This window comes from Paenibacillus odorifer, from assembly GCF_000758725.1.
Lineage (GTDB): Bacteria > Bacillota > Bacilli > Paenibacillales > Paenibacillaceae > Paenibacillus_AQ > Paenibacillus_AQ odorifer.
The window spans coordinates 5,064,566-5,090,513 of the sequence record NZ_CP009428.1; the positions used below are offsets into that span (position 1 = coordinate 5,064,566).

General features: G+C 44.3%; 23 protein-coding genes. 2 read left to right on the forward strand and 21 right to left on the reverse strand.

Annotation, left to right across the window (positions count from 1 at the left end):
* Nucleotides 1-40 precede the first annotated feature (40 nt).
* The 11 genes from PODO_RS22115 to PODO_RS22165 form a co-directional block, all read right to left on the reverse strand.
* Nucleotides 41-1,945, reverse strand: a complete 1,905-nt coding sequence (locus tag PODO_RS22115) for a beta-glucoside-specific PTS transporter subunit IIABC (RefSeq protein WP_038572750.1) — start codon at nt 1,943-1,945, stop codon at nt 41-43.
* Nucleotides 1,946-2,206: 261 nt separating this feature from the next.
* Nucleotides 2,207-3,343: an amidohydrolase gene (locus PODO_RS22120; RefSeq protein WP_052097243.1), complete on the reverse strand. Its 1,137-nt coding sequence runs from the start codon at nt 3,341-3,343 to the stop codon at nt 2,207-2,209.
* A gap of 31 nt (nt 3,344-3,374) precedes the next feature.
* Nucleotides 3,375-3,827, reverse strand: a complete 453-nt coding sequence (locus PODO_RS22125; RefSeq protein WP_052097244.1) for a MarR family transcriptional regulator — start codon at nt 3,825-3,827, stop codon at nt 3,375-3,377.
* A gap of 164 nt (nt 3,828-3,991) precedes the next feature.
* The gene (locus PODO_RS22130) at nt 3,992-4,684 is read right to left on the reverse strand and encodes an SDR family oxidoreductase (protein WP_052097246.1); all 693 of its coding nucleotides are present in this window, start codon (nt 4,682-4,684) and stop codon (nt 3,992-3,994) included.
* A 39-nt stretch (nt 4,685-4,723) separates the two neighbouring features.
* Nucleotides 4,724-5,500 carry an ABC transporter ATP-binding protein gene (locus PODO_RS22135; protein WP_038572752.1) on the reverse strand — a complete coding sequence of 259 codons (777 nt, stop codon included), beginning with the start codon at nt 5,498-5,500 and terminating at the stop codon, nt 4,724-4,726.
* A 20-nt stretch (nt 5,501-5,520) separates the two neighbouring features.
* Nucleotides 5,521-6,669 carry an ABC transporter substrate-binding protein gene (locus tag PODO_RS22140; RefSeq protein ID WP_038572754.1) on the reverse strand — a complete coding sequence of 383 codons (1,149 nt, stop codon included), beginning with the start codon at nt 6,667-6,669 and terminating at the stop codon, nt 5,521-5,523.
* A 16-nt stretch (nt 6,670-6,685) separates the two neighbouring features.
* Entirely contained in the window at nt 6,686-7,489 is an 804-nt protein-coding gene (locus PODO_RS22145) for an ABC transporter permease (RefSeq protein WP_052097249.1), read from the reverse strand.
* A gap of 53 nt (nt 7,490-7,542) precedes the next feature.
* Nucleotides 7,543-8,385: a VOC family protein gene (locus tag PODO_RS22150; protein ID WP_169744797.1), complete on the reverse strand. Its 843-nt coding sequence runs from the start codon at nt 8,383-8,385 to the stop codon at nt 7,543-7,545.
* Nucleotides 8,386-8,390: 5 nt separating this feature from the next.
* Nucleotides 8,391-9,371 carry a zinc-binding dehydrogenase gene (locus tag PODO_RS22155; RefSeq protein WP_038572756.1) on the reverse strand — a complete coding sequence of 327 codons (981 nt, stop codon included), beginning with the start codon at nt 9,369-9,371 and terminating at the stop codon, nt 8,391-8,393.
* A 16-nt stretch (nt 9,372-9,387) separates the two neighbouring features.
* Nucleotides 9,388-10,926 (reverse strand): class I adenylate-forming enzyme family protein, encoded by a 1,539-nt coding sequence (locus tag PODO_RS22160; protein WP_038572758.1) that lies wholly within the window; start codon nt 10,924-10,926, stop codon nt 9,388-9,390.
* Between the two features lie 40 nt (nt 10,927-10,966).
* Nucleotides 10,967-11,374, reverse strand: coding sequence for a PaaI family thioesterase (locus tag PODO_RS22165; protein ID WP_038572760.1), 408 nt, complete (start codon nt 11,372-11,374; stop codon nt 10,967-10,969).
* A 190-nt stretch (nt 11,375-11,564) separates the two neighbouring features.
* Between PODO_RS22165 and PODO_RS22170 the strand changes: the two genes are divergently transcribed.
* The gene (locus tag PODO_RS22170; RefSeq protein WP_038572762.1) at nt 11,565-12,545 is read left to right on the forward strand and encodes an MBL fold metallo-hydrolase; all 981 of its coding nucleotides are present in this window, start codon (nt 11,565-11,567) and stop codon (nt 12,543-12,545) included.
* A 134-nt stretch (nt 12,546-12,679) separates the two neighbouring features.
* On the opposite strand, the gene PODO_RS22175 is transcribed toward PODO_RS22170, so the two are convergent.
* The 6 genes from PODO_RS22175 to PODO_RS22200 all read right to left on the reverse strand — a co-directional run bounded on the left by PODO_RS22175 (nt 12,680) and on the right by PODO_RS22200 (nt 19,215).
* Nucleotides 12,680-14,110 (reverse strand): YfcC family protein, encoded by a 1,431-nt coding sequence (locus PODO_RS22175; RefSeq protein WP_038572764.1) that lies wholly within the window; start codon nt 14,108-14,110, stop codon nt 12,680-12,682.
* 2 nt (nt 14,111-14,112) lie between these two features.
* Entirely contained in the window at nt 14,113-15,693 is a 1,581-nt protein-coding gene (locus tag PODO_RS22180; protein ID WP_038572766.1) for an amidohydrolase, read from the reverse strand.
* 90 nt (nt 15,694-15,783) lie between these two features.
* Nucleotides 15,784-16,497: a GntR family transcriptional regulator gene (locus PODO_RS22185; protein ID WP_038572768.1), complete on the reverse strand. Its 714-nt coding sequence runs from the start codon at nt 16,495-16,497 to the stop codon at nt 15,784-15,786.
* Between the two features lie 97 nt (nt 16,498-16,594).
* Entirely contained in the window at nt 16,595-17,407 is an 813-nt protein-coding gene (locus tag PODO_RS22190) for a fructoselysine 6-kinase (protein ID WP_038572770.1), read from the reverse strand.
* Nucleotides 17,408-17,423: 16 nt separating this feature from the next.
* Nucleotides 17,424-18,392, reverse strand: a complete 969-nt coding sequence (locus PODO_RS22195; RefSeq protein ID WP_038572772.1) for an SIS domain-containing protein — start codon at nt 18,390-18,392, stop codon at nt 17,424-17,426.
* 304 nt (nt 18,393-18,696) lie between these two features.
* Nucleotides 18,697-19,215, reverse strand: coding sequence for a TetR/AcrR family transcriptional regulator (locus PODO_RS22200; RefSeq protein WP_038572774.1), 519 nt, complete (start codon nt 19,213-19,215; stop codon nt 18,697-18,699).
* Nucleotides 19,216-19,368: 153 nt separating this feature from the next.
* Between PODO_RS22200 and PODO_RS22205 the strand changes: the two genes are divergently transcribed.
* Complete coding sequence (locus tag PODO_RS22205; protein ID WP_038572776.1) at nt 19,369-20,394, forward strand: ketopantoate reductase family protein; 1,026 nt, start codon at nt 19,369-19,371, stop codon at nt 20,392-20,394.
* A gap of 298 nt (nt 20,395-20,692) precedes the next feature.
* Here the strand turns inward: PODO_RS22205 and PODO_RS22210 are convergent, their stop codons facing one another.
* The 4 genes from PODO_RS22210 to PODO_RS22225 form a co-directional block, all read right to left on the reverse strand.
* Entirely contained in the window at nt 20,693-22,285 is a 1,593-nt protein-coding gene (locus tag PODO_RS22210; RefSeq protein ID WP_038572778.1) for a sensor domain-containing diguanylate cyclase, read from the reverse strand.
* Between the two features lie 1,013 nt (nt 22,286-23,298).
* Complete coding sequence (locus PODO_RS22215) at nt 23,299-24,213, reverse strand: phosphotransferase (RefSeq protein ID WP_038572780.1); 915 nt, start codon at nt 24,211-24,213, stop codon at nt 23,299-23,301.
* Between the two features lie 203 nt (nt 24,214-24,416).
* Nucleotides 24,417-24,893 (reverse strand): GNAT family N-acetyltransferase, encoded by a 477-nt coding sequence (locus PODO_RS22220; protein ID WP_038572782.1) that lies wholly within the window; start codon nt 24,891-24,893, stop codon nt 24,417-24,419.
* A 395-nt stretch (nt 24,894-25,288) separates the two neighbouring features.
* Nucleotides 25,289-25,927: a hypothetical protein gene (locus PODO_RS22225; RefSeq protein ID WP_038572784.1), complete on the reverse strand. Its 639-nt coding sequence runs from the start codon at nt 25,925-25,927 to the stop codon at nt 25,289-25,291.
* Nucleotides 25,928-25,948 lie beyond the last annotated feature (21 nt).

Genomic DNA, 25,948 nt, shown 5'->3' on the forward strand with positions numbered 1-25,948 from the left:
AATGACCTCTCACTTTCCAGGCATATTTTCTTTTTCCAAGTTAAAACGCAGTAATCAGCGGCTTATCTGGTCCAGTTAAACCTGGGCTATCATGACCCAGAACTTCCAGATAGTCAGCCGAATTTGTGACGATAACCGGTGTAGTGGTATCAAATCCTGCCTTTCGGATCTCATCAAGGTCGAACTCCATCAGCAGCTGCCCGTGCCGGATCTCATCGCCTTCTTTCACATGGAGATTAAAATGCTGACCTTTTAATTTCACAGTATCAAGCCCTACATGAATAAGTAATTCAATGCCGTCAACTGATCTTAACCCAATGGAGTGCTTTGTACGGAAGACTGTTTCCACAGTGCCGTCAAACGGGGCTACAACTTTTCCGTTAGCAGGTTGAATCGCCATCCCTTGGCCCATCGCCTCTTGAGCGAAAGCCTCATCGTTAACCTCACGAAGCGGCAATACAGTTCCTTCAATCGGTGCAAAAACAACATATTTAGCTTTGGTATTTTGCGGTTTAATTGGCTGTTCGGCAAGCTTGTCTTTTCCGTCAGCCAACGTTGGCTCACCTGAAGCGGGTACAGCTCCCTCATCATTGAAACCGAGGATAAAAACAGCCACAAACGTAACGATGATGGAAATAGCCATGGTAATCAAAGCGTTTATGAGGTTTGAGCTGTCCTCGCTGATAAACATAGGAAGCGAAGCCAAGCCTGGACCAACAGCAGCATATCCCTTAAGATTCACCAGCCCAGCGTATAGTCCAGCCGTTCCCGCACCGATCATACAGGCAAAAAGTGTTTTTTTCAGACGTAAATGTACTCCATATAGAGCTGGTTCAGTAATTCCGAATAACCCAGATATTCCAGCGGGCAAAGCAATCTGTTTCAATTTAGAGTCTTTAGTCTTTACAGCAACGGCTAAAGCGCCTGCTCCTTGGGCCATATTGGAAGCCAGCATAGCAATCAATACCAACGTTTCGTAACCTGGTGATGCGATAGCGGCAAAAATAATCGGGTAAAACACTTTATGCATCCCGAACATAACGATTAACGGCATCAAAATGGAGAGAATGACAACCGTTAACCAACCGATCCGCTCCTGTATCCAGAAAACACTGCTGGAAAGCCCTGTACCTACATAATTCCCCAACGGCCCCAAGGCAATCAAAGCAACGGGAGCAACAATTAGAATAGTAATGAGTGGCTTAAGGAAAATTTTTACCGGTCCAGGTGAAATCTTATCCGCAAATTTTTCAATGTAAGACATAAACCAAATCGTTAAGATAATAGGGATAACAGAAGTTGCATAGGTGACAGAAGCAACTGGGAGCCCAATAAAACGAACAGGTTCTTCACCGCCAAGCAAACTGATTAAATTCGGATGCAGTAAAACCCCTCCTAAAGCAACTGAAACATAAGGGTTTGTTTTGAATTTTTGCGAACTTGAAAAGGCTAGTAACAGCGGAAGGAAATAAAAAGCAGAATCTGCCATCACACTAAGGATCGTATAGGTCTGCCCTTCCTTAGAGAGAATCCCGGTTACGGTGCTTAATAGAAGCAACGCCTTTAGCATTCCGGCAGCAGCAATTGCAGGTATTATAGGCTGAAAGATCCCCGATATGATAGCAGCAAAGCTATTAAACAACCCTTTTAGGCTACGGTCAGGTTTTGCTGATATCTCCTGCGCTGGAGCAGTCTTGTCTGAATCGAGTAATTTTACCATTTCGTTATAGACATACCCTACATCATTTCCAATAATGACTTGATATTGTCCGCCACTATAAACAGCTCCCATAACTGGAGTCAAAGCTTTAATTTCCTCTGTTTTCGCGAGACTAGGATTGTGGAGGTTAATTCGCAGTCGGGTCGAACAATGGATAACCCCGCTAATATTCTGATTTCCGCCTACTTTGTCAAAAATCAACTGAGCCGTTTCTTTGTAATTCATATGGGATACACCCGCTTTCCTCAAATAGGGAACAAAAAAAGACCTAAAGAGGGTAGGAAAATTTCTCTACCCAATTTAGGTCTTGCCTGCCGAACAGTAACACGCCTGTATTGGATTACGCTTTATGAAGTTATAGTGAATTATATAAGTATTATTATAAGCAGCGATTCCCGGGTCATTTCGCCTAAAACGCTTACATGCACACTATATCATCTGCTAATTGAAAATGCAAGAGCTTCTGTGACAGGTTATTTTTGTATTTTATTTGCTCAATTCTTTCAGAGCCCGCACGCTCAGGGTAGCAAAATATTCTGCTGCTGGAAGCAGCAGGGTCTCATCGGGCGCAAACTTTGGATGATGTAGATTATAGGTAGCCCCTGATCCGATCATTACAAAAGCTCCAGGAATCGTTTGCAGATAATAAGAGAAATCCTCTCCTCCCATCTGGGGACCTATCTCAAGAACTCGATAGCCTTGCTCTTCAGCCACCGAACTCATAAATGCAGTCCATCTGGAATCATTTATGGTTGCAGGCGGTCCAGGATACCAGTGCAACAATGCTTCTGCCCCAGCGGCTGCAGCCAACCCCTGAATAATTTGCTCCATTCGGCGGGGAATCTCCTGCTGAATCGATGTATTTAAAGTTCGAACTGTCCCTTCAAGGACCACGGTTTCCGGAAGCACATTCCATGTATTTCCTCCGCTAATCCGTGTTATGCTCACTACTACAGATTCTAGTGCACTAATAGACCGGCTGCTAATGGTCTGCAAAGCCAGCACAATTTGTGAAGCCAACACAATCGAATCTGTACCTTTCTCCGGTAACGCAGCATGAGCTCCCGTTCCGTTAATTGTAATTTCAAATCGGTCTACGCCTGCAGTAATTGCACCGACCCTGGTTCCTAATTCACCTACCGGAAGTTCAGGCCAATTATGCAAGCCGAAGATTGCTTCAACATCTTTGAGACCTCCAGAATCTATGATCTGTTTGGCTCCATGTCCAGTCTCTTCAGCAGGCTGAAAAAGGATACGCACAGTTCCAGACAATTCTTTCTCCCGCTCTTTAAGACTATAAGCGGCCCCCAGAATCACTGCCGTATGTACATCATGTCCACAAGCATGCATCTTCCCGGCCACTTGAGAGCTATAGGGCAGCCCCGTCTCTTCTTGTATCGGAAGAGCGTCAATGTCTGCACGAATGGCTATGATGGGTGCTTGTCCTGTACCGATCTGCGCGACGAGTCCTGTTCGTAGAGAGGGTGTATCCAAGATATGAATTTCCGCCTCTTCTAACCAGTCCCTCAGCTTGCGAGTTGTCGAATATTCCTCGTTGGATAACTCCGGATTTTCATGCAAATTATTACGAATCTCCTGCAATTTCTGCTCCAAGTTCTTCAATGCATTTCCTCCTAATGACTAGACAATAGCCTTATTCTAGATAACGTCCCATTTCCTCCGTGTACATGTGAATGAACCTCAGGATGATCCTCTGCTCTTCAGGAGAATAATTGTCGAATTCTCTATCAATATCCGAACTTCTCGCCTCATGTAGCTGATAGTGACCTTCAAAGGCTCCTTGTCCCAGTTCAGTCAGTCTAAAATACACTTCCTTCTTGTTCCCTTCAACCTGATATTTCGAAACAAGACCTTTTGCTTCCAGCTTGGATAATAATTTGGAAGTGGTGCCTTTGGTAATGTTAAGAACATTTGAGATTTCTGTTAATTTACAGTCGGGATGATGCCCAATCGCTTCAATCATATGAATTTCAGATAAATATAAGACGACCCCAGAAGTATACTCTCTTGGTCTCTTGTTCAGTGCATTATAAACTTCGAACATTCGAACCAACGCGCGGTCCAGTTCAACATGAAATTTCTCCAATCTTTAACGCCCCTCTTGAAATTTTGTTTTCTTACGAAACAATTTCATACTATACGTACTCCACAAGATTCGTCAAACAAAAATTTCATTCTCACCAATGCCCATGACGAGTTCAAAGGCAATCTCATGTTGAAAGCTGGGGCGCGGTATTCTCTAGGTTGTTTTTAGTAAGTATCACCGAGCATAGGACGAATACTAATCTCTTCCACAACTGCCTGTGGGCTTAGCTCCAGCATCATCTCAACGATCTTGGCTATATCATCTGATGCAAGAAATCTATCCTCAGCAATCCCTTCTCCCGGTACTCTTCTTTCAGTAAATGTTGCCCCAGGATGAATGAGGGTCACGCCTACGCCGGATGTTTTTAGTTCCTCTCTTAAGCCACGGGCATAATTGCTCAAGGCTGCTTTGGATATGGCATAAAAAGAGCTGTCCGAACGAAGAGCCGCCGTTGATCCTATGAAAAATATACGTGGGTAACTTCCGGTCTTAATAGCTGGAAGGAAAGCCTTTACCAAAGCTACATTCGCCAGTAGATTCACCTGTAATATACGATCTAGTTCGGCCACATCGGGTTCAATCACCGAACGGCTTGCATCATAGAAGGCTGCAGCATTAAGCACCAGCACATCTGGCGAGAATGAATGTTCTTCGGAATATTTGACAAGCCGGTTAATAGAAGATAAGTCCCCAGCATCTGCAGTCAAATACAATGCATCCTGAGGTAGTACTGCGGCTGCATTTTCGAGATGACGTTCTTCCCGCCCAGATATGAGCAAGCGGTGGCCCCCCGCACCAAGCCTCCGGCTGATTGCAAATCCAATTCCTCCGCTTCCCCCGGTAATTAATATATTCATCGTGTCACCTCCGTGGCTAATTTATTGAAATGTGACTTATTAAATAAAATACTCGGTCTGATCCTCAGGGGGATTATTGATACTGATATAGATCTTCTCCACAATGTTCAGAATCTCGGCATCATTTCTACTGCGCGGTCTTTCAAAAGGAACATCAAATATCTTATGGATCCGTCCTGGACGTGGACTGAGCAGGACGATACGTGTAGCCAAATATACGGCCTCAGCCACATCATGAGTAATGAAGAATACCGTCTTCTTCTCCTGTTGCCAGATCCGTATGATCTCATCTTGCAGCGTTAGTCGTGTCAGGTGATCGACAGCACTGAAGGGTTCATCCATCAAGATGACTTGTGGATCTGCTACCAGCGTCCGGGCTAAGCCGGCTCGCTGGCGCATACCTCCAGATAATTGATGCGGATATTTGTCAGCAAAACCGCCTAGCCCTACAAGATCAATCGTGCGGATTGCCCGCTCACGTCGCTCTGAACGAGGAACCCCTGCAATTTCCAAGCCGAATTCTATATTCCGGCGAATAGTACGCCAAGGAAATAAAGCGGAATCCTGAAATACAACTCCGATATCTCTGCTCGTTCCAGACTGCACCTTGCCATCCAAAATAATCTCACCAGTGGATTGTTTAAGTAAGCCCGCCACGATTTCGAGCAGCGTGCTCTTTCCGCATCCGCTTGGCCCAAGAACGCAGACGAACTCGCCATCACTCACCTGAAGATTTATATTTTTGAGCGCTAGAGTCTGCTCATCGTCCACACTGGAGTATTCCTTGTTGATGTTACGGAGTTCAATAGTAGGCATAAGCGCTCCTCCCTGTGTGATTATTGCTGCTTCGCATATTTTCCAAGCAGCAGTGTCTTCGCAATCTTTTCGGCAAATGTGTTATCGACAACACCGTCAACAGAAATCGCTTCACGTTGCATGCCATATTTGGTTAGCAGATCTTCAGTAACCTGAAGACGTTTCGTATCGACGATCGGATTGTTCTCCCATAATACAATCTCGGAATTAATAGCCGTCTTAACTGTTTCTTCATCCAGATTCAGATATTCGGCTGCCCAAGGATAAAATTCATCAAGATGAGTTTTGGCATATTCATTCGCATAAAAGTAAACTTCAAGCAAGCGTTCAACAACCTCCGGCTGTTCATCAATCAACTTCTGGCTGGCTACAAGCACACCCGTCTGATATTCGGGGACAAACTCCCAGGTTTTTGCAAGAACATGTCCTGTTCCTTCTTGTTCAGCTAACGTGGCGAATGGCTGGTGAATGATCGTAGCGTCAACTTCACCCTTCACAAAAGATGCATAGGCTTCTTGAAAAAAGTTATTCGCCGCATATTCCACATCATTTTCATAATCAATCCCGTTCTGGCTAAGAACCTCCTTGAGAGTCAAAGGCATGCCACCTGTGGCTTGACCGGTTCCAATGGTTTTGCCTTTCAGATCTGCCCATGTCTTAATCTCCGGTTTGGCAATAATCCAGTAGGCGCCTCGACTTCTCCACATATTGCTGACTATTTTCATCTTAACGCCATTAGCGATGGCTGGAATATAAGTACCTGGGTCACCATCGGCAATGTCTACCTCGCCCGCGCCGAAAGCAGCTACAGGATTGGGAATATCAACGATATCAAGATCTATACCAGCATCGGAATACCAACCTTTTGCTATTGCAAATTGATTGGCTATCCCAGTCATTCCTTTGGCGAAGCCAGCATTGATTTTAACAGGTTCATTGTCGCGGCCTTGCCAAGGAGGGATTCCATCGGCTGGGCTCAAGGACGTAGTTTCCTCATTGTTTGCATTTGAAGGGGACGCGGTAGCTGCAGGGGTATTACTTGTATTGGAATCGTTAGCGGATTTATTGTTCGCAGCATTTGAACCAGGGTTAGATCCACATGCTGTCAAGATGAGGGATAGAATGAGAATTATGGATAACAGGTTGATTGTTTTATTACGCTTCTTCATATGGATCGCACCTACTCTATTTAGATTGATGTGGGCTCGTCATCCAACGGCGGCAAGTGATCCGCTCGACAAGATTGACGATGTTCACGAATAAGACAGACAAGATCGTTACGATGATAATAACGAGATATAACCTGGCTGTATTAAGTACAGCTTGAGACTCATTTAGCATAAATCCTAATCCGCCCTTGGAGGCTGCCATCTCTGCAAAAACAACGCCGGTAATCGCTGTGGCCGCAGTGACCCGCAGCCCGTTGAAAATGCTTGGCAGCGCCGATGGCAGAAGTACCTTGAATACTGTCTGAGCTCTGCTTGCCTTGAAGACCCTGGCTAGTTTGATATGATCGTTCCGGGTCTGTTTGGCACCTGTAACGGTGTTGTAGAGAATATTAAAAAAACAAAAAAGAATAACCAGCACGACCTTGCTCGTAAACCCAATCCCAAACCAGACGATGAGCAGCGGCATGATCGCTGTCTTCGGGATAGCCATTACTGATGCTACCAGTGGATCTATCAGCTTTTCCAATGTTGGGAATGACACGAAGAGTACACCGAGTCCGATTCCGGCAACAACAGATATCAAATAGCCTACTGTAACCTCCTTCAGACTTAAGATCAGATGCGGCCACAATGTATTTTCTTGAATGGTATAGACAAGCTCATTCCAAATTTGTGTTGGTGAAGCCAGGAAAACTCGACTCACCCAGCCTTTGGAGACCGCAATTTCCATCCACCCCAGCAGCAGAATTACAAACGCCACCTGAACAATAATAATCCATAGAGGTTTTTGCCCCGTTCGGCCTTTCCTCTCTTTGGCCATACAGTAACCTCCCTTCTTTGCCTGTTTTGTCAGAAGAAGTCTGACATGCAGCCTCAATCCAAATGATATAGTGAACCGTGAATATCAACATATTGCTGCTGACTTCCAGGTTCTTCGGAACTTAACCCTACAAGGAATGGTCGCTGTCCGCGCAACTTCAAGGCTTCTGCAGCCGGCCCCTCTTCCACAGGCTCGACAAAGCTGAGTACAGTCCCTTGCAGATCAAGAGTCTGCCGATTGCCTCTCAATATAGGATCATAGACAACTTCACCCGCGTAGACGCCGAACCACTTCGCCCATTTTTCGACTGTCTCTTGCAGACGAATCACTGTAAATCCGACCTCACTAAGCTTGAGAAGTCCACGTTCATGTGGAACGATCACTCCGGCCTCCTGCAGCTCTTGCTTCCGCTTCGATTCTTCTCCTTCCCACTGAATGAAGAAGGGAAGTGGGAGCCCGTCTTCTACATCGGCTTCTCCTGCGAATAAGAGCTTCCACTTTAACAGCGTACCGTCCGGTCTTCTGCGACTACCTTCCTCCGGTCCAATTACCTCAAGACCTTGACTGCGCAGATGCGCTGCAAGTCCTTCAATATCATGGGTACGAAGTGCGATTCTGCTAAGCCCTTCCTGGAATCCATCTTCGGCCAACGTTTCTATCAGACCATAACGGCTTGTCCGGTCTCCAAGTGGAAGCAGACTATGATCGTATACACCGATCCACTCGATATAGCTGAGATCGAAGTAGCTGAGTGCATTATAAGTCCCAATTTGTTCGTGTCTTCCACCCTGTATGGCACTGATGCCGTAAGGTTCCAATGCTTTAAATACCTGCTCCGGCTGATGTACATAATGAACAATATGGTCAAACTTCAATGTGAACCCGATAATGTCCACCTCCCTTATGGTTTGATAATGATCTTGCCAAAAAATTCTCGCTCTTCAATGATGCGATGAGCTTCCCTGATTTCATCAAGTGGCAATACTCTGTCAATAATCGGTTTCAGCTTGCGACTTTGCACAAGCTCCAGCAGAGTGATCAGATCGCCCGCTTCCCAACCATTGGAGCCGATAATTGTAATTTCACGTACCCACACATACCTCAGATCCGTCACTGCTTCAAAACCAGTCGTTGCACCGCAGGTTAGAATTCGTCCACCTACCCGAGTCGATTTAATACTTTGAGGCCATGTAGCCTTTCCGGTATAGTCAACGACGACATCCGCTCCTTTTTTGCCCGTGTAATTCCAGACTTCTTTCGAGAAATCTGTTTTGTTATAGTTAATGACCAGATCCGCTCCAAGCTCCTTAAGCTTCTCCAACTTGTCATCAGATCCGGCTGCCGCAATAACTTTGGCACCCGCCAGCTTAGCGATGAGCACAGCCGCGTTACCTACACCGCCGCTTGCACCCAGAATCAAAATCGTTTCATTCGCTTGTAGCTTGCCACGGGTAATCAGCATTCTCCAGGCTGTTCCATAAGCAATAGGAAGAGCAGCCGCATCTTCAAAAGAAATCTCATCCGGCAACGGGATCAAATTCTGCGCTGGAACCTTCACATATTCTGCAAGTCCTCCAGTCAGGTCTTCCCCCAGCGCCCCATGACCCGGAATAGATGGATCAATGAGAACCCGGTCACCAGGCTTGGCGTTTAGAACTCCTTCTCCTACTTGTTCCACAACTCCAGAAATGTCCCCACCAGAGATATGTGGCAAAGGGAGCTTTCTCCCCGGAATTCCTCGCCGTACAAAAATATCAAGGTGGTTCAGTGAAACTGCTTCAACCTTAACAACAACTTCGTTTAGCCCCGCTTCGGGTTTCGGGTACTCTCCTACAACAACTTTATTGCGATCTCCATGTTCAAGAATAAGTGCAGCTCTCATCGTATATCTTCTCCTCTTAGGTTAAATTTCGAATGACTTGCTCTTTTAAAAACATTCGATCAAGCTTGCCCGGTCCGGTAAGTGGCAAAGCATCTACAAAGATGACTCTGCGGGGATGAGCGTAAGCAGGACCATTCAGGATGAAGAACTGCTTCACCTCTTCCTCCTTAAGTTCACCTCTTTTGCCTGTCACAATGACGGCTATAGGAACTTCTCCCTTTACTTCATGAGGAATGGGCAGGACACAGACATCATCAATCGAAGGATGCTTCAGCAGAATGTTCTCCACCTCTTTGGGATACACGTTCTCTCCGCCTACATTCATCATGTCGTCCTTACGTCCAACAATGTAAACAAATCCATCCTCATCCCTACAAGCTGCATCCCCAGTCTTCAGCCAACCATCTGGTGTAATCTTGCGAGCAGTAACCTCCGGGAGATTCCAATAACCGTCAGCCACTCCCGGGTTGTTCACCCAAAGCTCACCCGTTACATTCGGCCCGACCTCGTTCTCGTGTTCATCCACGATTCGGATCTTACAGCCTGGTACTGGAATACCTGCCGAGCCCGTTCGCTGAACACCCTCCCGGGATTCCAGCACAACGGGTCCCCCTTCGGTAAGTCCATACCCTTCATATACCGGCATCCCCATGAGCAGTTGAACCTCATCCAATAGTTCGCTAGGCGTATCGGAAGAACCGCAGATACCAAAAAGTAAGGACGTAAGATCAAAACCGGGATGCTCTTTAAGATAGTTTATTAACATTCGATAAAGAGCGGGCACTCCCGTCATATATGTAACGCGATGAGTCTCAATGGCTTTCAAGATCTGCTCGGGATCTGCTTTAGGCAATATGACGGCTGAGGCACCAAGCCAAAAAATGGTCTTCATCGTCGTCATGGCATTCTTGTGATAGAGAGGCAGAGAGATGACCACCCGCGTCTCATTCGTTAAACCTCTAAGCTGCGAAGTAGACTGAACATTCCACAACTGCCCTCGGTGAGTTAGCCTGCAGCCTTTGGGATTTCCGGTTGAACCGGATGTATACGGGAGGAAACAGATATCTCCCTCCTCTGACGGGTACAGTTCCAGACTTAAGGACTGCAGAGGAAGCAATTCATCGTAGGACAATGCAACGGGAGTCTTTTGTTCATTCACGCTGGCGCAGCGTACCAGAATAGAGGCTTCACTGATCTGCTGCACAGCCTGTACCTTCTCACTCAGTTCATCATGAAAGATGAGTACACGGCTGCCGCTATTGCGATACACATAAGCTAACGTCTCCGCACCCAGCTTGGCATTCATCGGCACTGGAATAGCTCCGATCGACATCAAGCCGAAGCAGATTTCCAGGAATCGGTAATCATTGTTAAATAATATACTGACACGATCTCCCGGATTAACCCCAAGGGATAAGAAGAAATTCCCCGCTTGATTCACCCGCTGAGTCAGCTCTGAATAATTCAATGTAATCTGGGGTGTGATCAACGCAGTCTTTGAAGGATATCGAGCAGCAGATTCTTGAATGATGCTTGCAAAATTATACGTATTCATAACTCCTCTCCTTCTAGGGCTGACTTCCTAATAGTTATGGTTACTGCTTCGAGCTGAACAATCCTCGGCCTACAGCAACTTCCTTCTCTGTATGATCTGTTACTGAAATATCTACCAGACTAACCGTTCTTCCCAACTTAACTAAATTGGCCTTGGCATGCAGAGCACCTGGCGCAGCTGGTCTTAAATAGTCAATCCGCAGATCAATAGTGGGTGTGGGCAGATTTACCTTGCGATGTACTGCAAAGTATCCGGCAATGTCAATCAGCGTTGCAATAATTCCACCATGAATATATCCAGCATCCCCTGTAACAAACAGATCATTTTCCGGAAGTAAAATCGTAATTGACTCTTCGCTTAATTCTTCTACTTGAACATCCAAAAAGCGGTGATACGCCGAGCTTCTAAGCAAAGTTTCAATCCGCTCTCGGTTGATTGCATCTTTCATGCTGTGTCACCCCCTTTTTGTTTGCCAACGAAACATTTTAATCATACTAAACCGATATGATTTAATTGTCAATATACTTTTTTTCATCCTTTTTTCAATTAAAAAGCGTTGACACTGCGCTATTTCTGGATTATAGTTCATACTAATTTCACAATTCCGATAAATCAGATTAAATTAAAAGGAGATAAAGATGAACCATTCAGAGCTGCGCATACATCAAGTGAGATTACCTCTGCCCCTGCGTCTCAACCATGTGAATAGTTATCTCATAGAGGATGAAGAGGGATGGAGCGTAATTGATCCTGGTTTAGCTACAGAGGATACCTTAACGGTCTGGACTGAAGTATTGAAAAACTATCATCTGACTTTCGGCGACATCAAAAGGATTATAGTGACTCATTATCATCCGGATCATTACGGCCTTGCAGGTCTGTTTCAGCAGTGGACGGATGCTGCTGTTTACAGCAGCATGGAAACATTTGAATGGGCAGATCGCATCTTTCACAGCGAATCTATCAGGAAGTCTGCTCAATTTAGCCTAAAGTGTGGGGTTCCAGGTTCACTCGTAAACAAGATGAGTGAACACCATGAGGAACTGTTTACTTGGGTGAAGCCTATCGAGGGAGCCAAAGTGATCCTAGAACCAGAGGAGAACATTCTATTAGGAGGGAAGCAATTTCAAATTAAATTGGGTAACGGTCATGCGGAAGGGAGTATCGGCTTTCTTAACGAGTCAAGCAAATTATTCATAGGTGGTGACCTTCTGCTTGAGAAAATCACGCCTAATATTACGTATGATTACAGTACCAACACCAACCCCCTACAAGATTATTTTGATACCCTACAAATGCTGCGGACATTACAAATCCAAACTGTCCTTCCTGGGCACGGCAAAGTATTTGAGTTAGCTGAATCGTTCATCGATGGCGTAATTAAGCATCATCTTGAACGTCTTCAGGAGATCCGGTCCATATGGAGAAACTTAAACGCCGAAGAACTCACCCCTTACGAAATCAGCACCTATTTATTCCCTAAGGTAGTCGATCCTGCTTCCCTAAATTTTGCGCTTGGAGAAACGGTAGCGCATTTGCGGTACTTACAGAAGAGGAATGAGCTTAGCATTATAGAACGAGATGAATCGTTATATTGTGTTTTGAACGATGTTCTATGAGTAGCGGGCGCTTTTTTTGTTTTTGAAGCATGGCCATATAACAGGTTTGTTTTGATGTAGGCTTCTGCCGTAAATAATGAAAATTCAAAAGCCATGCGGGGAATCCCGCATGGCTTTGCAATATTTTTTATCCACTACATGCCTACAGCTGAGGAAACTGCGGCAAAGATTGCCGCCACCAGCCAAAGAATCGGAAACAGCTTGAGAATTACCTTTAACCATTGTCCAAAATTGATCCGGGCGATGGCCAAACCTGCCAGCAGCACACCGCCTGTTGGCGAAATGAGATTCGTTAATCCATTTCCAAATTGGTATGCGGTTACTACTGCTTCGCGGTTAACACCCACAAGATCGCCTAATGGTGCAAGCACAGGCATCGTCAAGGCCGCCTCTCCTGATGAAGAAGGAACCAAGAACGTAATAATATTATGCACGACCAGCATGATGGTGGTGAACAAGTAATTCGGCAAGCCCTCAAGCATAGTAGCCAGCCCATTCAAAATGGTATCGATAATCATCCCGTTCTCTGCAACGACGAGGATCCCCCGGGCCAAACCGATAATCACGGCAGCGTAGATAAATTCTCCGCAACCTTTAACAAAATTCTCGGCAATTTCCTTCTGACTCATCCGGGTGACAATCCCCGAAAAAATCCCAAGTGCAAAGAAAAGCGCTCCGATCTCGGTCATATACCAGCCTTTGCTCAGTATTCCCCAGACAATTAGCCCCAAGGTAAAGATGAAGCCTCCAATAATTAATTTATCCCGGTTCGAGAAACTTACATCTATCCCATCGTTCTCCTTGATGAAGTGTTGGCGGTTTAGAATATCATTTTGGAATACCGCTGATTTCTCCGGATTCTTCTTCACCCGCTGCGCATACCACATCGTAAAACCAATCGATATCGCAGTAAAAACAACCCATTCAATAAATCTGAGCCATAGCTGTGGATTTCCCTGCACCCCTGCTACGCCTTGCGCAATCAATACAGAGAAAGGATTAACGGTTGATCCGACATAGCCGATCTGTGTACCGAGAAATAGAATGAGAATCGCCGCCATGGAGTCAAAGCCCAAGGCAAACATTAACGGTATAAAAATGGCATAAAGCGGAATGATTTCTTCACTCATTCCAAAGGTTGAACCCCCCAGGCTGAAAATCACCATGGCTATCGGAATCAGTAATATCCCTTTACTTTTGAGTCTTCCGGCTAGAGCCATCAGTGCCCGGTCAATCGCCCCAGTCTGCAGAATAATTCCAAAAGCTCCCCCTACAATCAGGACGAAGGCGACGACATCAGCAGCATTGATGATTCCTTCTAACGGCGCACTGGCAATTTGGGCAAATCCTTGTCTCAAATCCCCTTGCTCACTGATTTTGGGAACGGTATGATAGGTTCCCGGGATGATGGCTGTTCTGGAGGAACCATCCACCAGCACTTCCTGACGGTCAAATTGGCCGCTCGGGACAATCCAGGTTAATCCGGCAATAGCCACGATAATCAGAAAAATCAATGTATAACTATGAGGAAGGGACCATTTTATTTTACGTTTAACCGTTTCCATTTCTACCCCTCGTTCCTGGCAGCATCATAGGTGATTTGACCGGCGGTAATTGTCAAAATCACACGTGCATCTCTAATCTCGGTTGCAGCTGTATCCAGAAGATTACGGTCAAATACAGCGATATCAGCAGCTTTTCCAACTTCCAAGGTTCCTGTACTTTCCATACCGCAATGTCTGGCCCCGTTAATCGTCCAGGCCTTTAGGACTTCTGATGCCGGCATCCCCTGCTCGGAATTCCAGCCTCCCGGAGGGGATCCATCAGGGAACAACCGAAAAGAAGCCGCATACAGCGAATCAGGAACACTGGTGAGGAAAAGCGGCAAATCTGTACCTATCGTAATCGGTACATTGGCCTCAAGCATGGACTTGTAATTATAAAACCGGCTTTCATTCTCTTTTCCGGCCACAGCAGCCATATAAGCATCCTCATAAGAAGAATTTAAGAGCAAGATCTGGGCATATACCTCGGCAAAAATCCCGTTCTCCCCCATCCTCTGAATGTCTTCGGGATGTGGATATTCTAAATCGCTGATTGAATGCCTAATCCGCTGTTCTCCCCGGTTACGATTGCAATCTTCGATCATGTCTACTGCCTTACGAATTGCTGCATCCCCCTCAGCCGTTAGACAGCATTTAATTCCATGGCTATCTGCTGCCCGAAATGCCTCTTCTAACCCTTCGTAGTCAACTGACTGCAAGTTTGTAACACCTGGCATATCCGCATAAGGCTCCAGCATATCTCCCGTATGATCAGCTACCACACCATCCAACATCAGCTTATATCCCTGAAACCGAAGAAATTCTCCTTGATAACGCTCTTTGTACTGCAAACCCGTGGAAATATCAAGCGGCTGCAATACAGGTTCAAGCGCAAAATGGACCCGCAACGGCAGCTCTCCCGTTGCTTCCAGCTCTTCAAGGACCGGCAACAAACCGCTATGCCTGTCAAAGCCTATATCTTTTATCGAAGTGACACCCCGTTTAGCAAGCATTCGGGCAAAGTCCAAAAACTCTTGTCTGACTAATTCCTGATCCTGCATCATGTCATGAAGGAGGAGGGCGCGTGATTCCGCGCTGCATTGGTCAGGGAGAAACTGATACTTATCCTGAGCAAACTTGTTCATCCAACAATAGCTTTTCGTCAGATTAATGGCGATTACAGCCCATTCAGTAAAAGCTTCGTCTAATAAGCTTTGCCCCGGAAGCTCGCCCCAACACTCTTCACTCCACCCGTAAGCGTATACATTTTGCTTTGAGGGTATTTTTTCTGCTTCTTGTTTAAGCAACTCTAAAGCCTCTTGAATTGTAGCGACATTCGTCAGATCCACTCCACGGTGCATGGACATGTAACCGGTAAAAAAAACATGGTTATCATGTATACCAGGCATAATGAACGCATCCTTCAGATGATGAACAAATGTTGCCGGTCCTATCCATTCCTCTGCTTCTGCCGGGATTCCAACCGCGACGATTCGCTCCCCTTGCAGGGCAATAAATGCCGGTGAAGCGCCATCTTCTATTCCTGTAAATACTGCATTAGACAACAGTACCCGATCTGCAAAACCATGTTTAACTGCTTCCATGATTTCAACGCCTTTCTGCCGATTAATAATACGACTTATAACGTTATATTGAAGCTTCTGCTTCCCGCTTACCGCAAGAAGCAGAATGAATTATAAAGTAAATTGATAACGGTCACCGATAATGTACTGCTTGCCTACATGAACCGGCTGACTGTCCTGATCATAAATAATAGTGTTCATATAGAACAAAGGATCACCAATGGGAATCTCCAGTAATTTTGCTTGCTGTTCATCAGCCAAGGTGATTTGCAACACCGTTTCTCCCGGCTGATTGGGATCAATATGATAACGTTTCCGCAGCAGCTCATATACCGATCCTTCAAGCTTTTCATCCATTAAGAAAGAAAAACGGTCATACGGATAATAGTTATTTTCCAGCATTAGGGGTCTTTCGCCAGCATATCTTTTACGTTGAATATATAACACCGGTTCACCCTGCTGTATTTGCAGCCGCTCCGCGGTTTCTTGATCGGCTTTAAGTTTAGTTCTCTCCGTAACGACGCTGTGTGATGAAACACCATTGGCTTTGCAGGCCGCCGTAAAACTGATGACATGCTCAATCTTGCGGCCGATCTTTTGTGCGTTGACAAAAGTGCCCTTGCCCTGGCGTTTCGTCAGATATCCCTCATTCACCAATTCCTCTATAGCTTTCCTAACAGTAATTCGGCTGACATTATATGTTTCACTAAGCTCAATTTCAGTAGGAATTTTATCTCCTGAACTAAAGGTACCGTTCGCAATGGCGGATTGGACCGCTTTTTTCAATTGAATATATAATGGCTCTGCCTGCTCTGAATTTAACATGATTTACCCTCACTTGTTATATAACGTTATATTACTCTATTGTTAGAGTAACAAACGATCCTCTTTTTCACAAGCAAAGATAAGTACGCATCCGTTGTTAATAAGAAGCCCCGAATCCAAAGGAACCTTCCACCATACAGCTCTTGGCAGCTAATCTGGAGCCTTCCCGCATAGCAGCTTGAATATCACCATCCTTAATCATACTCATTAAAAAGGCAGTAATATAAGAGTCGCCTGCTCCCATCGTATCAACAGCCTCAATAAGCTCAGGGGTCTGATAATAAAAGCTTGCTCCATCATAGGCAATGGATCTGTCTCCCCCGCGTGTTGCCACCAATACTTGGCCTTCTCTTCTGCGTTTAGTCTCAATAAAATTCTGCGTCTCTTCATCCGTCATATGGCTGCAGGAAAAGAAAGCAAAATCCGCATTGCCAATATACCGTTCTACCTGCGCATCCTCGAAGTCATCGGAGAAATCAAAAGAGAGGGGAATTCCCAGTTCATTCAGCTCCGCAAGCAAATGTCCGGTGTGACTATAAAGCCCTGTATGGATGATATCAAACCCGCGGATATATTCTCTGTCGGCTTCACTCAACGCTATTGGATTCAGTCTCGTAACCCCGCCTTCGTTGCTGCCCAGAAATACCCGTTCCCCATTCTCTAAGGTTACCCGTGCACATCCGTTCTCTCCGCTATGATGTCTGCAATGTGAGATATCGATTTCCAGCTGCTGCAGCGTATTTTCCACAAGACGTGCCTCGTCATCATCGCCGAAAACACCGAGGAAAGCCGCGACAGCTCCTTCACCTTTGGCGAAAACACTAAAGTTGAGTGCATTGCCGCCGGGATACATCGTACGCTGATGAACATACTTGTCTACCACATTATCGCCAATACCTAGAGCTTTCATGGTTTTATCCTCCCGATTAGTAGGCTACTTTCCCCATATAACGGCGGGTTTCTAGCGGATGATTTCTCACCTCGGCAAGAGCCTCGCGATAGACACAAATGATACTGTAGAATAATACCGGATTAAAGAATTCCACAACTTCATCAGCAATTGTACCAATTCCCAGCTCTTTAGCATCAATCACTTCGACTTTCTCTGCATACTGATTCAGGAAAGTCCGTGCTCGTTCATCCAGCTCACGGGTGCGCCCTTCATTAATCATTAGGATGAATGGGGTTTCTTTATCCGTCACTTCAAAAGGACCATGGAAGAATTCACCGGAGTGAATCGCCGCAGCATGCAGCCATTGCATTTCCATCAAAGAACAGATTGCAAATCCATAAGCATGTCCGTACGAAGCTCCACTCGTCAAGATATAATAAAGCTCCTCATTACGGTATTTGTTGGCAAACACACGGGCACGTGGAGCGACCTGCTTTTTACCCTGGTTAATAATGCCATCGATGGCTTCCAATCCTTTTTGAAAAGCTTCAACATGCGCATACCCTTCAGCCGCATCTAACAATTGAGTAGCGAGATCCAGAATGATAGCCATCGGGTTATTTTTCACATTGCTATCATCTCCCCATTCATACAAGAAAGAATAATCAGAGTAATTCAGCAGCGCAGCTTCCTTGTTATGGGTTAGGCCAATGGTGTGCGCTCCATGCTGTTTGGCTACTTGCGCCGCAGCTACCGATTCCGGTGTATTTCCGCCATGGGAACAAACGATTACTACCGATTGTGTGCCCAGACGTTTAGGCAATGCATGAACAAACTCATTCGCCGTATAGAGCCCTGCTACCAGTTTCTTCGCTTCACTATCCAAAAAATATTTCGCGGGATACATATCAACCAGTGAACCCCCACAAGCTACAAAATATACCTCTGAAATCCCCTCTGCCACTTTTTCACGGATACTTTGAACAACCTGATTTGTATTCATTTGATTCTCTCCTTTGATATAACGTTATATAACGTATTGTTTACGAGATAAATATAACCGCTTTCAAAAATGCTGTCAACTATTAATTTATTCAGAATTCAACTCCAAAATATCTTCGGCAGCGACGATCTGTAATGCTCTGATTTTTAAAATAAAAAAATCGCATGACCTCAATATTTCATGAGAGTCATGCGATCTTCTGGTCAAGGATGATAATGTTAACAGACTGTTGATATATAGTACATTATTACAGTAATTATTATATAGCTTCCTAAAATGCCACTCTTAGCGTGTTTTTTTCAAACTATTTGTTCTGATGACCCAAAGAATAAATTATATTAGCAATGGATTGCGGACTTTCTCCACCATTGGACTCGAGCCACTGATTAATGACTCCAATAGATCCATAAACCTTGTAAGTGAAAGAATAGTCCCTTAGAAAGGGTTCGTTCCAATTTTGTTCAAGTAAAACTCGTGTTAAAAATTCACTTTTTCCACTCTCTGAAATTAGAAGCTGATACATGGTTTTCTTATCTTGAATGATGTTTAACAGTTTGACCATGGATTCTTCAGATGTGCAAGGACTGCCTCCTTCTTGTAATGCTTCCACCAATTCTTTATTAAATTCATTCTGCATCACTTCAAATAATTCAAAAGGATCTTTGTAGTGCAAATAAAAGGTGCCACGGTTGATATCAGCGTAGTTACATATTTCAGTGACCGTTATTTGAGGTAACTTTTTGGTTTCTAATAAAACCAGGAAGCTCTCTTTAATGAGATTAATCGTATATTTAGTTCTTCTGTTATTCTTGGTTCCAACCATATGCTCCTCCTGTTCTATCCTTTCAACATAATAGATGTAATCTGTTTACTTCATAACATTTACAAAGGTATTGATTATTGTGATTGTTCAGACGTGTAGATTATACTGACAACACGACATTAAATCAACACATGTCAAGGAGATGAACTAACCATGACAATCACTTCAGATAAAACAAACATTCTTATAGTAGGTGCAGGAGCAGTAGGTTTCTCTGTAGGTTACCATCTACATTTATCAGGCACCGATGTTACCTTTCTTGTACGAAAAGGACGAAAAGCAGACTTCGCTCCTCCTCAAAAACTATATTGCTATGACGATGATACATTGAAAGAATTTAGCAACTTTAATGTCATAGAAGATATAGAAGAAATAAAACCTCAGCAGTATCAATTTATTATTATTACATTGGACGGAAATGTGAGCCGTTCACCAGAAGGCGTAGCTACGTTATCCAAATTGGGAGGTGTCGTTCGTAATTCTAAAACTACGGTGATTATGAGTGCGTTTGGAAGCGGGATTCGTGAACATTACATTCAGTATATGAGAATTCCGGAAGACCAGCTGTTAAGAGGAATACTGGGTACGTTAAGTCATCAATCCAAGGCTGATTTGCCTGTGCATGCACCAACAGACCCCAAACTCATTAACCAAGCCATTGTCTGTTACAAACATCCGGCGAACAAGGTCGGTTTCCAGGTCGAGAACAATAATAAATCAGCTGCCAAACAATTTAGCGCACTGTACAATAACTCTGGGGTCTCACGCTGTGGTCAAGTAAGTCCGGCGATGTTCAATATTTACTCAAGTATCGGTTTTCCTGTGTACGCTGCTTGTGATATCGTAGGTTGGCCGAAATTCTCAGTCGTTATTGCAAATAAAGATCTTTGGCAGCTCGCTTGCCGTGCTCAGGGTGAAATAGCATCCCTGCCCAAGCATGGTCTAATCGGTAAGATTATGAGTTTTGTGATGGGGCCACGCATGACAGCAAAAATACATCTCAAAATGGAACAAGATATGCTGCCGCTAGATTATCAAGCATTCAATCGTTTCCATCATGGGGGTAAAGTGAAGGCTCAGGATGTAGAATCTCTACGGAATTCGATTGTAGAGGGAGAACTTCAAGGCCGGCAGATGAAGGCTTTAAAGGAATTATTGCAACGTGTTGAACATAATTAACATCCGCACAAAAAAACAGTATTTCATCAAAGATGAAATACTGTTTCCGCTCCGAACATTCATAATAGCGAATAACATTTTCCTTGTTCAGCTTGGAAGGTTACACTTTCGTCCTTTGCTGCCCGCTGGCTTCGTGCCACCCGTGCTGATATGCAGCATTCGGTCAGCCCGCTCTTCATCTAATTTAATCAGATACAGCAAAGGAGACTTATATTCTTCTACGCAAATTCTGTATTCCTAAGGTTTTCACTATGATGCCGAAGACGGGGGCAAGTACCGCATATTTCGAGCCATTGTTTCAAACATCAGCGACCATCGTCCGGTTTCTTCCCCTGCTCTTGGCCAGGTATAACGCTTGATCCGCCTTCTCCAGCAGCCCCTCCCGCTCCAATGCATGAATAGGATAATGGGCGATTCCTAGAGAGATCGTAACCTGTGTCGGGATTGGCCCCCTGCTTTGTTCCATTGCCCGCCGGACTCTTTCAGCTATGGTGAAGGCTTCCTCGGGTCTAGTGTGGGCTAGCAAGATGATGAACTCTTCACCGCCGTAGCGGTGGCAAACATCGTCTGGACGAAACGAGGTAACTATAACATTGGCTACATGTTTCAGCACTTCGTCGCCGATGAGATGGCCGTAGGTGTCGTTCACGAGTTTGAATTTGTCTACATCCAGCACAATGAGCGAAAACGGTTGTCCTGAGTCAATCCACTGACTCATCGTATACTCTAAGGATCTTCGGTTCATTAAACCGGTCAGAGCATCCGTCGTAGCCTCTTGGGTCAGTTGATCCGTCTGCTTCTGAATATCCGTCACGGCAAGCAACACAGCCTTGGTCAGCAGATCTGCCTCTCGGCTCCATTGCGGCTTCGCTTCTGGCAATTCAATCTTCTCCTTGCCCATCCTGCTCACCAGATTTGCCAGGTACACAAAAGGCCGGGCCAGCTTGCGTGCTACGAGAATGACGCCCATCAGGAGTATAATGAACGGAAACAACGAATACCAGAGAATGGTCCGAAGGTGCCCCATCAGTTGATGATGGATGACACTAATCGGCGAAACGACCACAATTCCCCATCCGTTGGCTGGAACGCTGGAGTATCCGGCAAGCATTTCAACGTCACGGGTGTTACGCACTTGCTGTTCCCCACTCTCCCCATTCATGAGTTTCTGCACAACCTTGTTATTGCTAACATCCTCCCCAATGAGCTGCTTATCCGGGTGGTACAACAGATGCCCGCTTGAATCCACAATATAATAATAGGAGCCAGAATCGTCCACGTTATTATCGCCAAAAATCATAGACAAAATATTGTTCTCCTGCAGATAAAATGTGCCGCTCAAAATACCGCGATATGTACCATTCTTGCTAAAAATCGGCTGACTCATAAAAACGATTAGTCTCTTGGTGGTTTGGGTCATGTAGGGGGAGGATATGTAAGGTTTCTTTAACGCCAGAGCTTCCAAACCGACCTTAGAAGTAATATGGTTTCCTACTGACCCCAAACTAGCCGGTACTACATTGCGGATCAGCCCGTCGGCATCGAGCACGGCGATAGAATTGAAGTAATTGCTACTATTGCGCATCAGTTCCAAATTATCATCCACTTGCTTGGGCGTTAAGGTTTCGTCATCGGAGAGTGTGTCAGCACTGTATTCCAAACTGCTGCGCATGGACTGAAATAAGGAATCCATTGTTTTGGTCATTCGGTCAGCGTTGTAGTAATTCAGATGGAGTGTAGTCTCCATCAATGATTGTTTTTTGGACTCGTAAGAGCCAATCAGAAGAATGCTTGAGGTTAGTAGAACCACCAGCGTAACCAAGCCCGTAAGCAGCGATGTGAGACTGAGCTTTTTACTTTGACGCGGCTCGGCTCTTCTCAGTGTAAGCAAACTTTAACCCTCCTTGGTTCTTGAAAACTAGCTTAATCAATAATACAACAAATTAAGATGTTATTCGACAGTAATCAATGAGCACGGATCTCTCATACCACTGCGCGTACCGTTTGATATACGGCGGTTCATGAAATCTTCCATGCTAAAAACTCCCCTCCAGAGCTTGTGATTAGACAAGCACTGATAAGGAGTATTACCATCCTGAGTACTGTGTGTTTGAATGTGATTCCCAGATATACAGAACCTTAGCTTTTGACGGAAGCTTTACTCAAGAAAAACAAAAAAACCTTGATTTCTCAAGGTTCACTATGATGCCGAGGACGGGAGTCGAACCCGTACGGTACTCACGTACCGCAGGATTTTAAGACATGGGTTTTTATTGATATGATATGGAACTAAACTCAATAACCTAGTCATATCAAGGACTCAACCCGTTCTTATATTGTTCTCATTTGGACTGGTTTCTACTGGTTGACCTAGAGTCTGTCCCCAGTTCGTCCCCAGCCCGTCCCCTGCGATTATTTAACAAAACCTTGTATTATAAAGATAAAAATACCACTTATACTATAACCAGAGTTTTGATCCCTTGCAACAGAAATTAAAATCTGTGCAAGGATTTTTGTTGCTTCTTGGGTTAGTGTCTGGTTAATATCTAATTTGTGTAATTGCATGCCTCACTTCTTTGCTCTCATTAATTTGCATATCTAATAAAAACCTAAATGTAATCTATCAATTACTTGAAACATGCTAAAATATCTTTGGTTACAGAGAAACGCAAAACCCCACCAGTATAATCACTGATGAGGCATATTTTTACAATCGTATCGGTTGGGTGTCTTATGTCTATATTGAGCTAACGTTTCCCGTTAGCGCAACGACTTACTCTGTTGGATTTCGTGTTCCTCAACATAAAGCGGTATCAGAGAAGGCGGATCGTACCTTATCGCGGCCTTTAAACGACAAAATGGTGCCGATAGCCATAGCCCCATAGCCGCAACGAAATAATGAACCTAATCCGACAGTGCCCGCATGATGTTGGATTTCGCCTCTGCCGCAATTGCTTCATTCCCGTCATCGACCGCTTGCATTAAGATCAGTATGGGGATGTATACCGCGATTAGCCGCGCCAGCAGCTTCGTTTCCTCGTCCGCTCCTCCGTACGTTTCGAAAAACACGCCGCGAGCGTAAGGTGGTAAAAAGCTATAAGCAACGCTCAAATCGCAAGCCGGATGGCCTACGCTCAGATCGCCCCAATCAATGATGCCGGAAACGATCCCGTTCTCATTCACAAGCATATTTTTGAAATGAAGATCGCCATGTAGCAGTGCATTCACCGCCTCGACACGGTCCTTTTGCAGCCTGCTAATATACGCTTCGATCACACCGGACTCCTCCGGCGACAAGTGTTCAACCACCTTCGATAGAAAGCCCTCCAATTTCACTTTGCGCGATGCTATGTCCGTCAAGTTTCGATGATCTTGCTGAACTCCGCACTTCAGCGCCGCCTGCACCGGAAACTCATGCAATCTCCGCAAAAATTTCGCCAGCGTCTCTGCCGATAAAGCCCGGCGTTCTTCCGTCAAACCGATTGGGAAATCTCCTAGCACGTAGGCATAGCCAAGAAATGGTGCCGGGTATTCGTCACTTGCTTCGCCATAAAACAACGGTTTCGGATAGGGGATGGTTATATATGCCTCCAGCTTTGGCAGCAGCTTCCCTTCCATACGAATCGAGCCAACTGCAATCGTTCTTCTTGGAAACCGGAACACGTACTCGTCACCGATGAGAAAAACCGTATTGTCCCAGCCCCAGCCCAGTCGCTTCACTTGCTTCGATGACAGCTGAGGGAATTGTCTGCCGATCAGCGTCCGCGCCTGCTCTTCGTTAACCTCCCACTCCGCATCCCATACATTCGTTCCTCCCATGAATTGTCTGCCTCCTCGTTCCTTACGTTATTTAGATGTTTACATTCCCTAAAAGTTACGCATAACTGCCCGTTAGCTTAAATGAAAAAGCAGCCGGTTGTTTGAGCGGCTGCTTACATGTTTTTATTAAATTAACGTTTCCCATTAGCTTAATGATCATTTACTGATTCAGTACACAAGGAGCATTTGAAATTCCCCATATATTAGTTATCAAGTATTTTTTCCATTATCGCATTTCCATCATTGTTCTCAACTTCTTTATATTTTAGTTTTTTATATAGATTGTAGGCTGGTTCATTGAAATTAAATACACTAAGTCTGAGTTTTCTAATTCCTTTATCTTTGGCATCCTGCTCTATCAATTTCATAGTTTCAAATCCATATCCCTTATTTCTGTAATTTTGCTTAACCAAAAAATCACAAATGAATCCTGATGTATTCTCTTTTTCATACCAAATAAAACCAATTTTTTCTAAACTATGATTTATCATTACATATAAATAATTATTTTTTGTTGATAAACCCATCGGAAGTAGTTCATTGAATTCTTTTTCAGCACACTTATAAGCATCTTTATCGCTACTCATTTTAGATTTGATTAAATCTTTTGCATAGTCATTAACAGACCACTCTTTAAATTTTTCAAATTCATTTTCTGTCATATTTCGAATCTTTATCATTTATTAACCCCTATTCATTTAAATTTCTCGTTCGTATTTTTTCACAAACACGAGTTGTATAAAAGAAATTCCACTAAATAATCTTTTGCATAAGGCAACAGGATGTTGCGAATGAATTACTTTAAAAGTTTTTTGGGCCGCTCTTTCAGATAATGTCATATTTACGAACTTCGTAAATAATTCCATATGTAGAGTATTCGCGAATTTATTGAGCCATCCTACCCGAATCTAATTAGCTTTTCGTTCATCCTCAATTCCAAACAGTACAACAGATGCTTGCCCCACTGGATTTAACTCTATTTTTCACACTTCTTCTGTAAGGCTATTCCAAGCTATTTAACTTATTGATGACATTCTGAAGTCCCTATTTTGTTGACTTCTTGAAACAGAAAATTTCAAATTACTACTCCTAGTTTTGAGAGAACCCGATCCATTTCATCAAAATGTTCTTTGTCGCTTGAAGCAAAAATCAAATTAAAACTATCGTCATTATTCATCACCGTTATTATGCTGTCATCGTAATTCCCATAAAATTCGATGCCAATCCAATGCCGAAAGGAAATATCTTTGTTTTTAAAATTTTCACGAATAAAATCCAAGTCGGTTTGTTCAATGGAATAAAACGATTCACAGCCGTATTCAAGAGCGAATACGGTTTGCAAATAGGCCATCGCATGAAAAAAATCGGTCAATGTTTCAAATTCCATTTTCCATACCTTTTCATCGTAACTCATATAGACAGGGGGATTGGACCTGGATAAATCGTTCCTATGGATTCCCCAGACACAGGCACGCTGATTCTCGCAATAAAAAATTAAATATTCGCTATGCTTGAAGTATTGGAATTGCTCGGGCTTGATCAAACTATCTTGCGTATGATTCAGCCGCTCGTCTTTACCGAGTTCCAAATAATAATCTATAAACACCTGGGGCAATTCACCGAAATTATTTTTAATGGTTTGTATCTCATCATGACTAAACCCGTTTCGTTTCGTAATATGAAACAGCTTTTTAATCATTGTAAAATCAGTCATCCGCATCACACCTTATCCTTG

Bases quoted from the DNA above. Each gene is read 5' to 3' on its own strand.
- PODO_RS22115 (WP_038572750.1), bottom strand. From the start codon at position 1,945: ATGAATTACAAAGAAACGGCTCAGTTGATTTTTGACAAAGTAGGCGGA.
- PODO_RS22130 (WP_052097246.1), bottom strand. From the start codon at position 4,684: ATGAATATATTAATTACCGGGGGAAGCGGAGGAATTGGATTTGCAATC.
- PODO_RS22135 (WP_038572752.1), bottom strand. From the start codon at position 5,500: ATGCCTACTATTGAACTCCGTAACATCAACAAGGAATACTCCAGTGTG.
- PODO_RS22140 (WP_038572754.1), bottom strand. From the start codon at position 6,669: ATGAAGAAGCGTAATAAAACAATCAACCTGTTATCCATAATTCTCATT.
- PODO_RS22145 (WP_052097249.1), bottom strand. From the start codon at position 7,489: ATGGCCAAAGAGAGGAAAGGCCGAACGGGGCAAAAACCTCTATGGATT.
- PODO_RS22155 (WP_038572756.1), bottom strand. From the start codon at position 9,371: ATGAGAGCTGCACTTATTCTTGAACATGGAGATCGCAATAAAGTTGTT.
- PODO_RS22160 (WP_038572758.1), bottom strand. From the start codon at position 10,926: ATGAATACGTATAATTTTGCAAGCATCATTCAAGAATCTGCTGCTCGA.
- PODO_RS22165 (WP_038572760.1), bottom strand. From the start codon at position 11,374: ATGAAAGATGCAATCAACCGAGAGCGGATTGAAACTTTGCTTAGAAGC.
- PODO_RS22170 (WP_038572762.1), top strand. From the start codon at position 11,565: ATGAACCATTCAGAGCTGCGCATACATCAAGTGAGATTACCTCTGCCC.
- PODO_RS22175 (WP_038572764.1), bottom strand. From the start codon at position 14,110: ATGGAAACGGTTAAACGTAAAATAAAATGGTCCCTTCCTCATAGTTAT.
- PODO_RS22180 (WP_038572766.1), bottom strand. From the start codon at position 15,693: ATGGAAGCAGTTAAACATGGTTTTGCAGATCGGGTACTGTTGTCTAAT.
- PODO_RS22185 (WP_038572768.1), bottom strand. From the start codon at position 16,497: ATGTTAAATTCAGAGCAGGCAGAGCCATTATATATTCAATTGAAAAAA.
- PODO_RS22190 (WP_038572770.1), bottom strand. From the start codon at position 17,407: ATGAAAGCTCTAGGTATTGGCGATAATGTGGTAGACAAGTATGTTCAT.
- PODO_RS22195 (WP_038572772.1), bottom strand. From the start codon at position 18,392: ATGAATACAAATCAGGTTGTTCAAAGTATCCGTGAAAAAGTGGCAGAG.
- PODO_RS22200 (WP_038572774.1), bottom strand. From the start codon at position 19,215: ATGGTTGGAACCAAGAATAACAGAAGAACTAAATATACGATTAATCTC.
- PODO_RS22205 (WP_038572776.1), top strand. From the start codon at position 19,369: ATGACAATCACTTCAGATAAAACAAACATTCTTATAGTAGGTGCAGGA.
- PODO_RS22215 (WP_038572780.1), bottom strand. From the start codon at position 24,213: ATGGGAGGAACGAATGTATGGGATGCGGAGTGGGAGGTTAACGAAGAG.
- PODO_RS22220 (WP_038572782.1), bottom strand. From the start codon at position 24,893: ATGATAAAGATTCGAAATATGACAGAAAATGAATTTGAAAAATTTAAA.
- PODO_RS22225 (WP_038572784.1), bottom strand. From the start codon at position 25,927: ATGACTGATTTTACAATGATTAAAAAGCTGTTTCATATTACGAAACGA.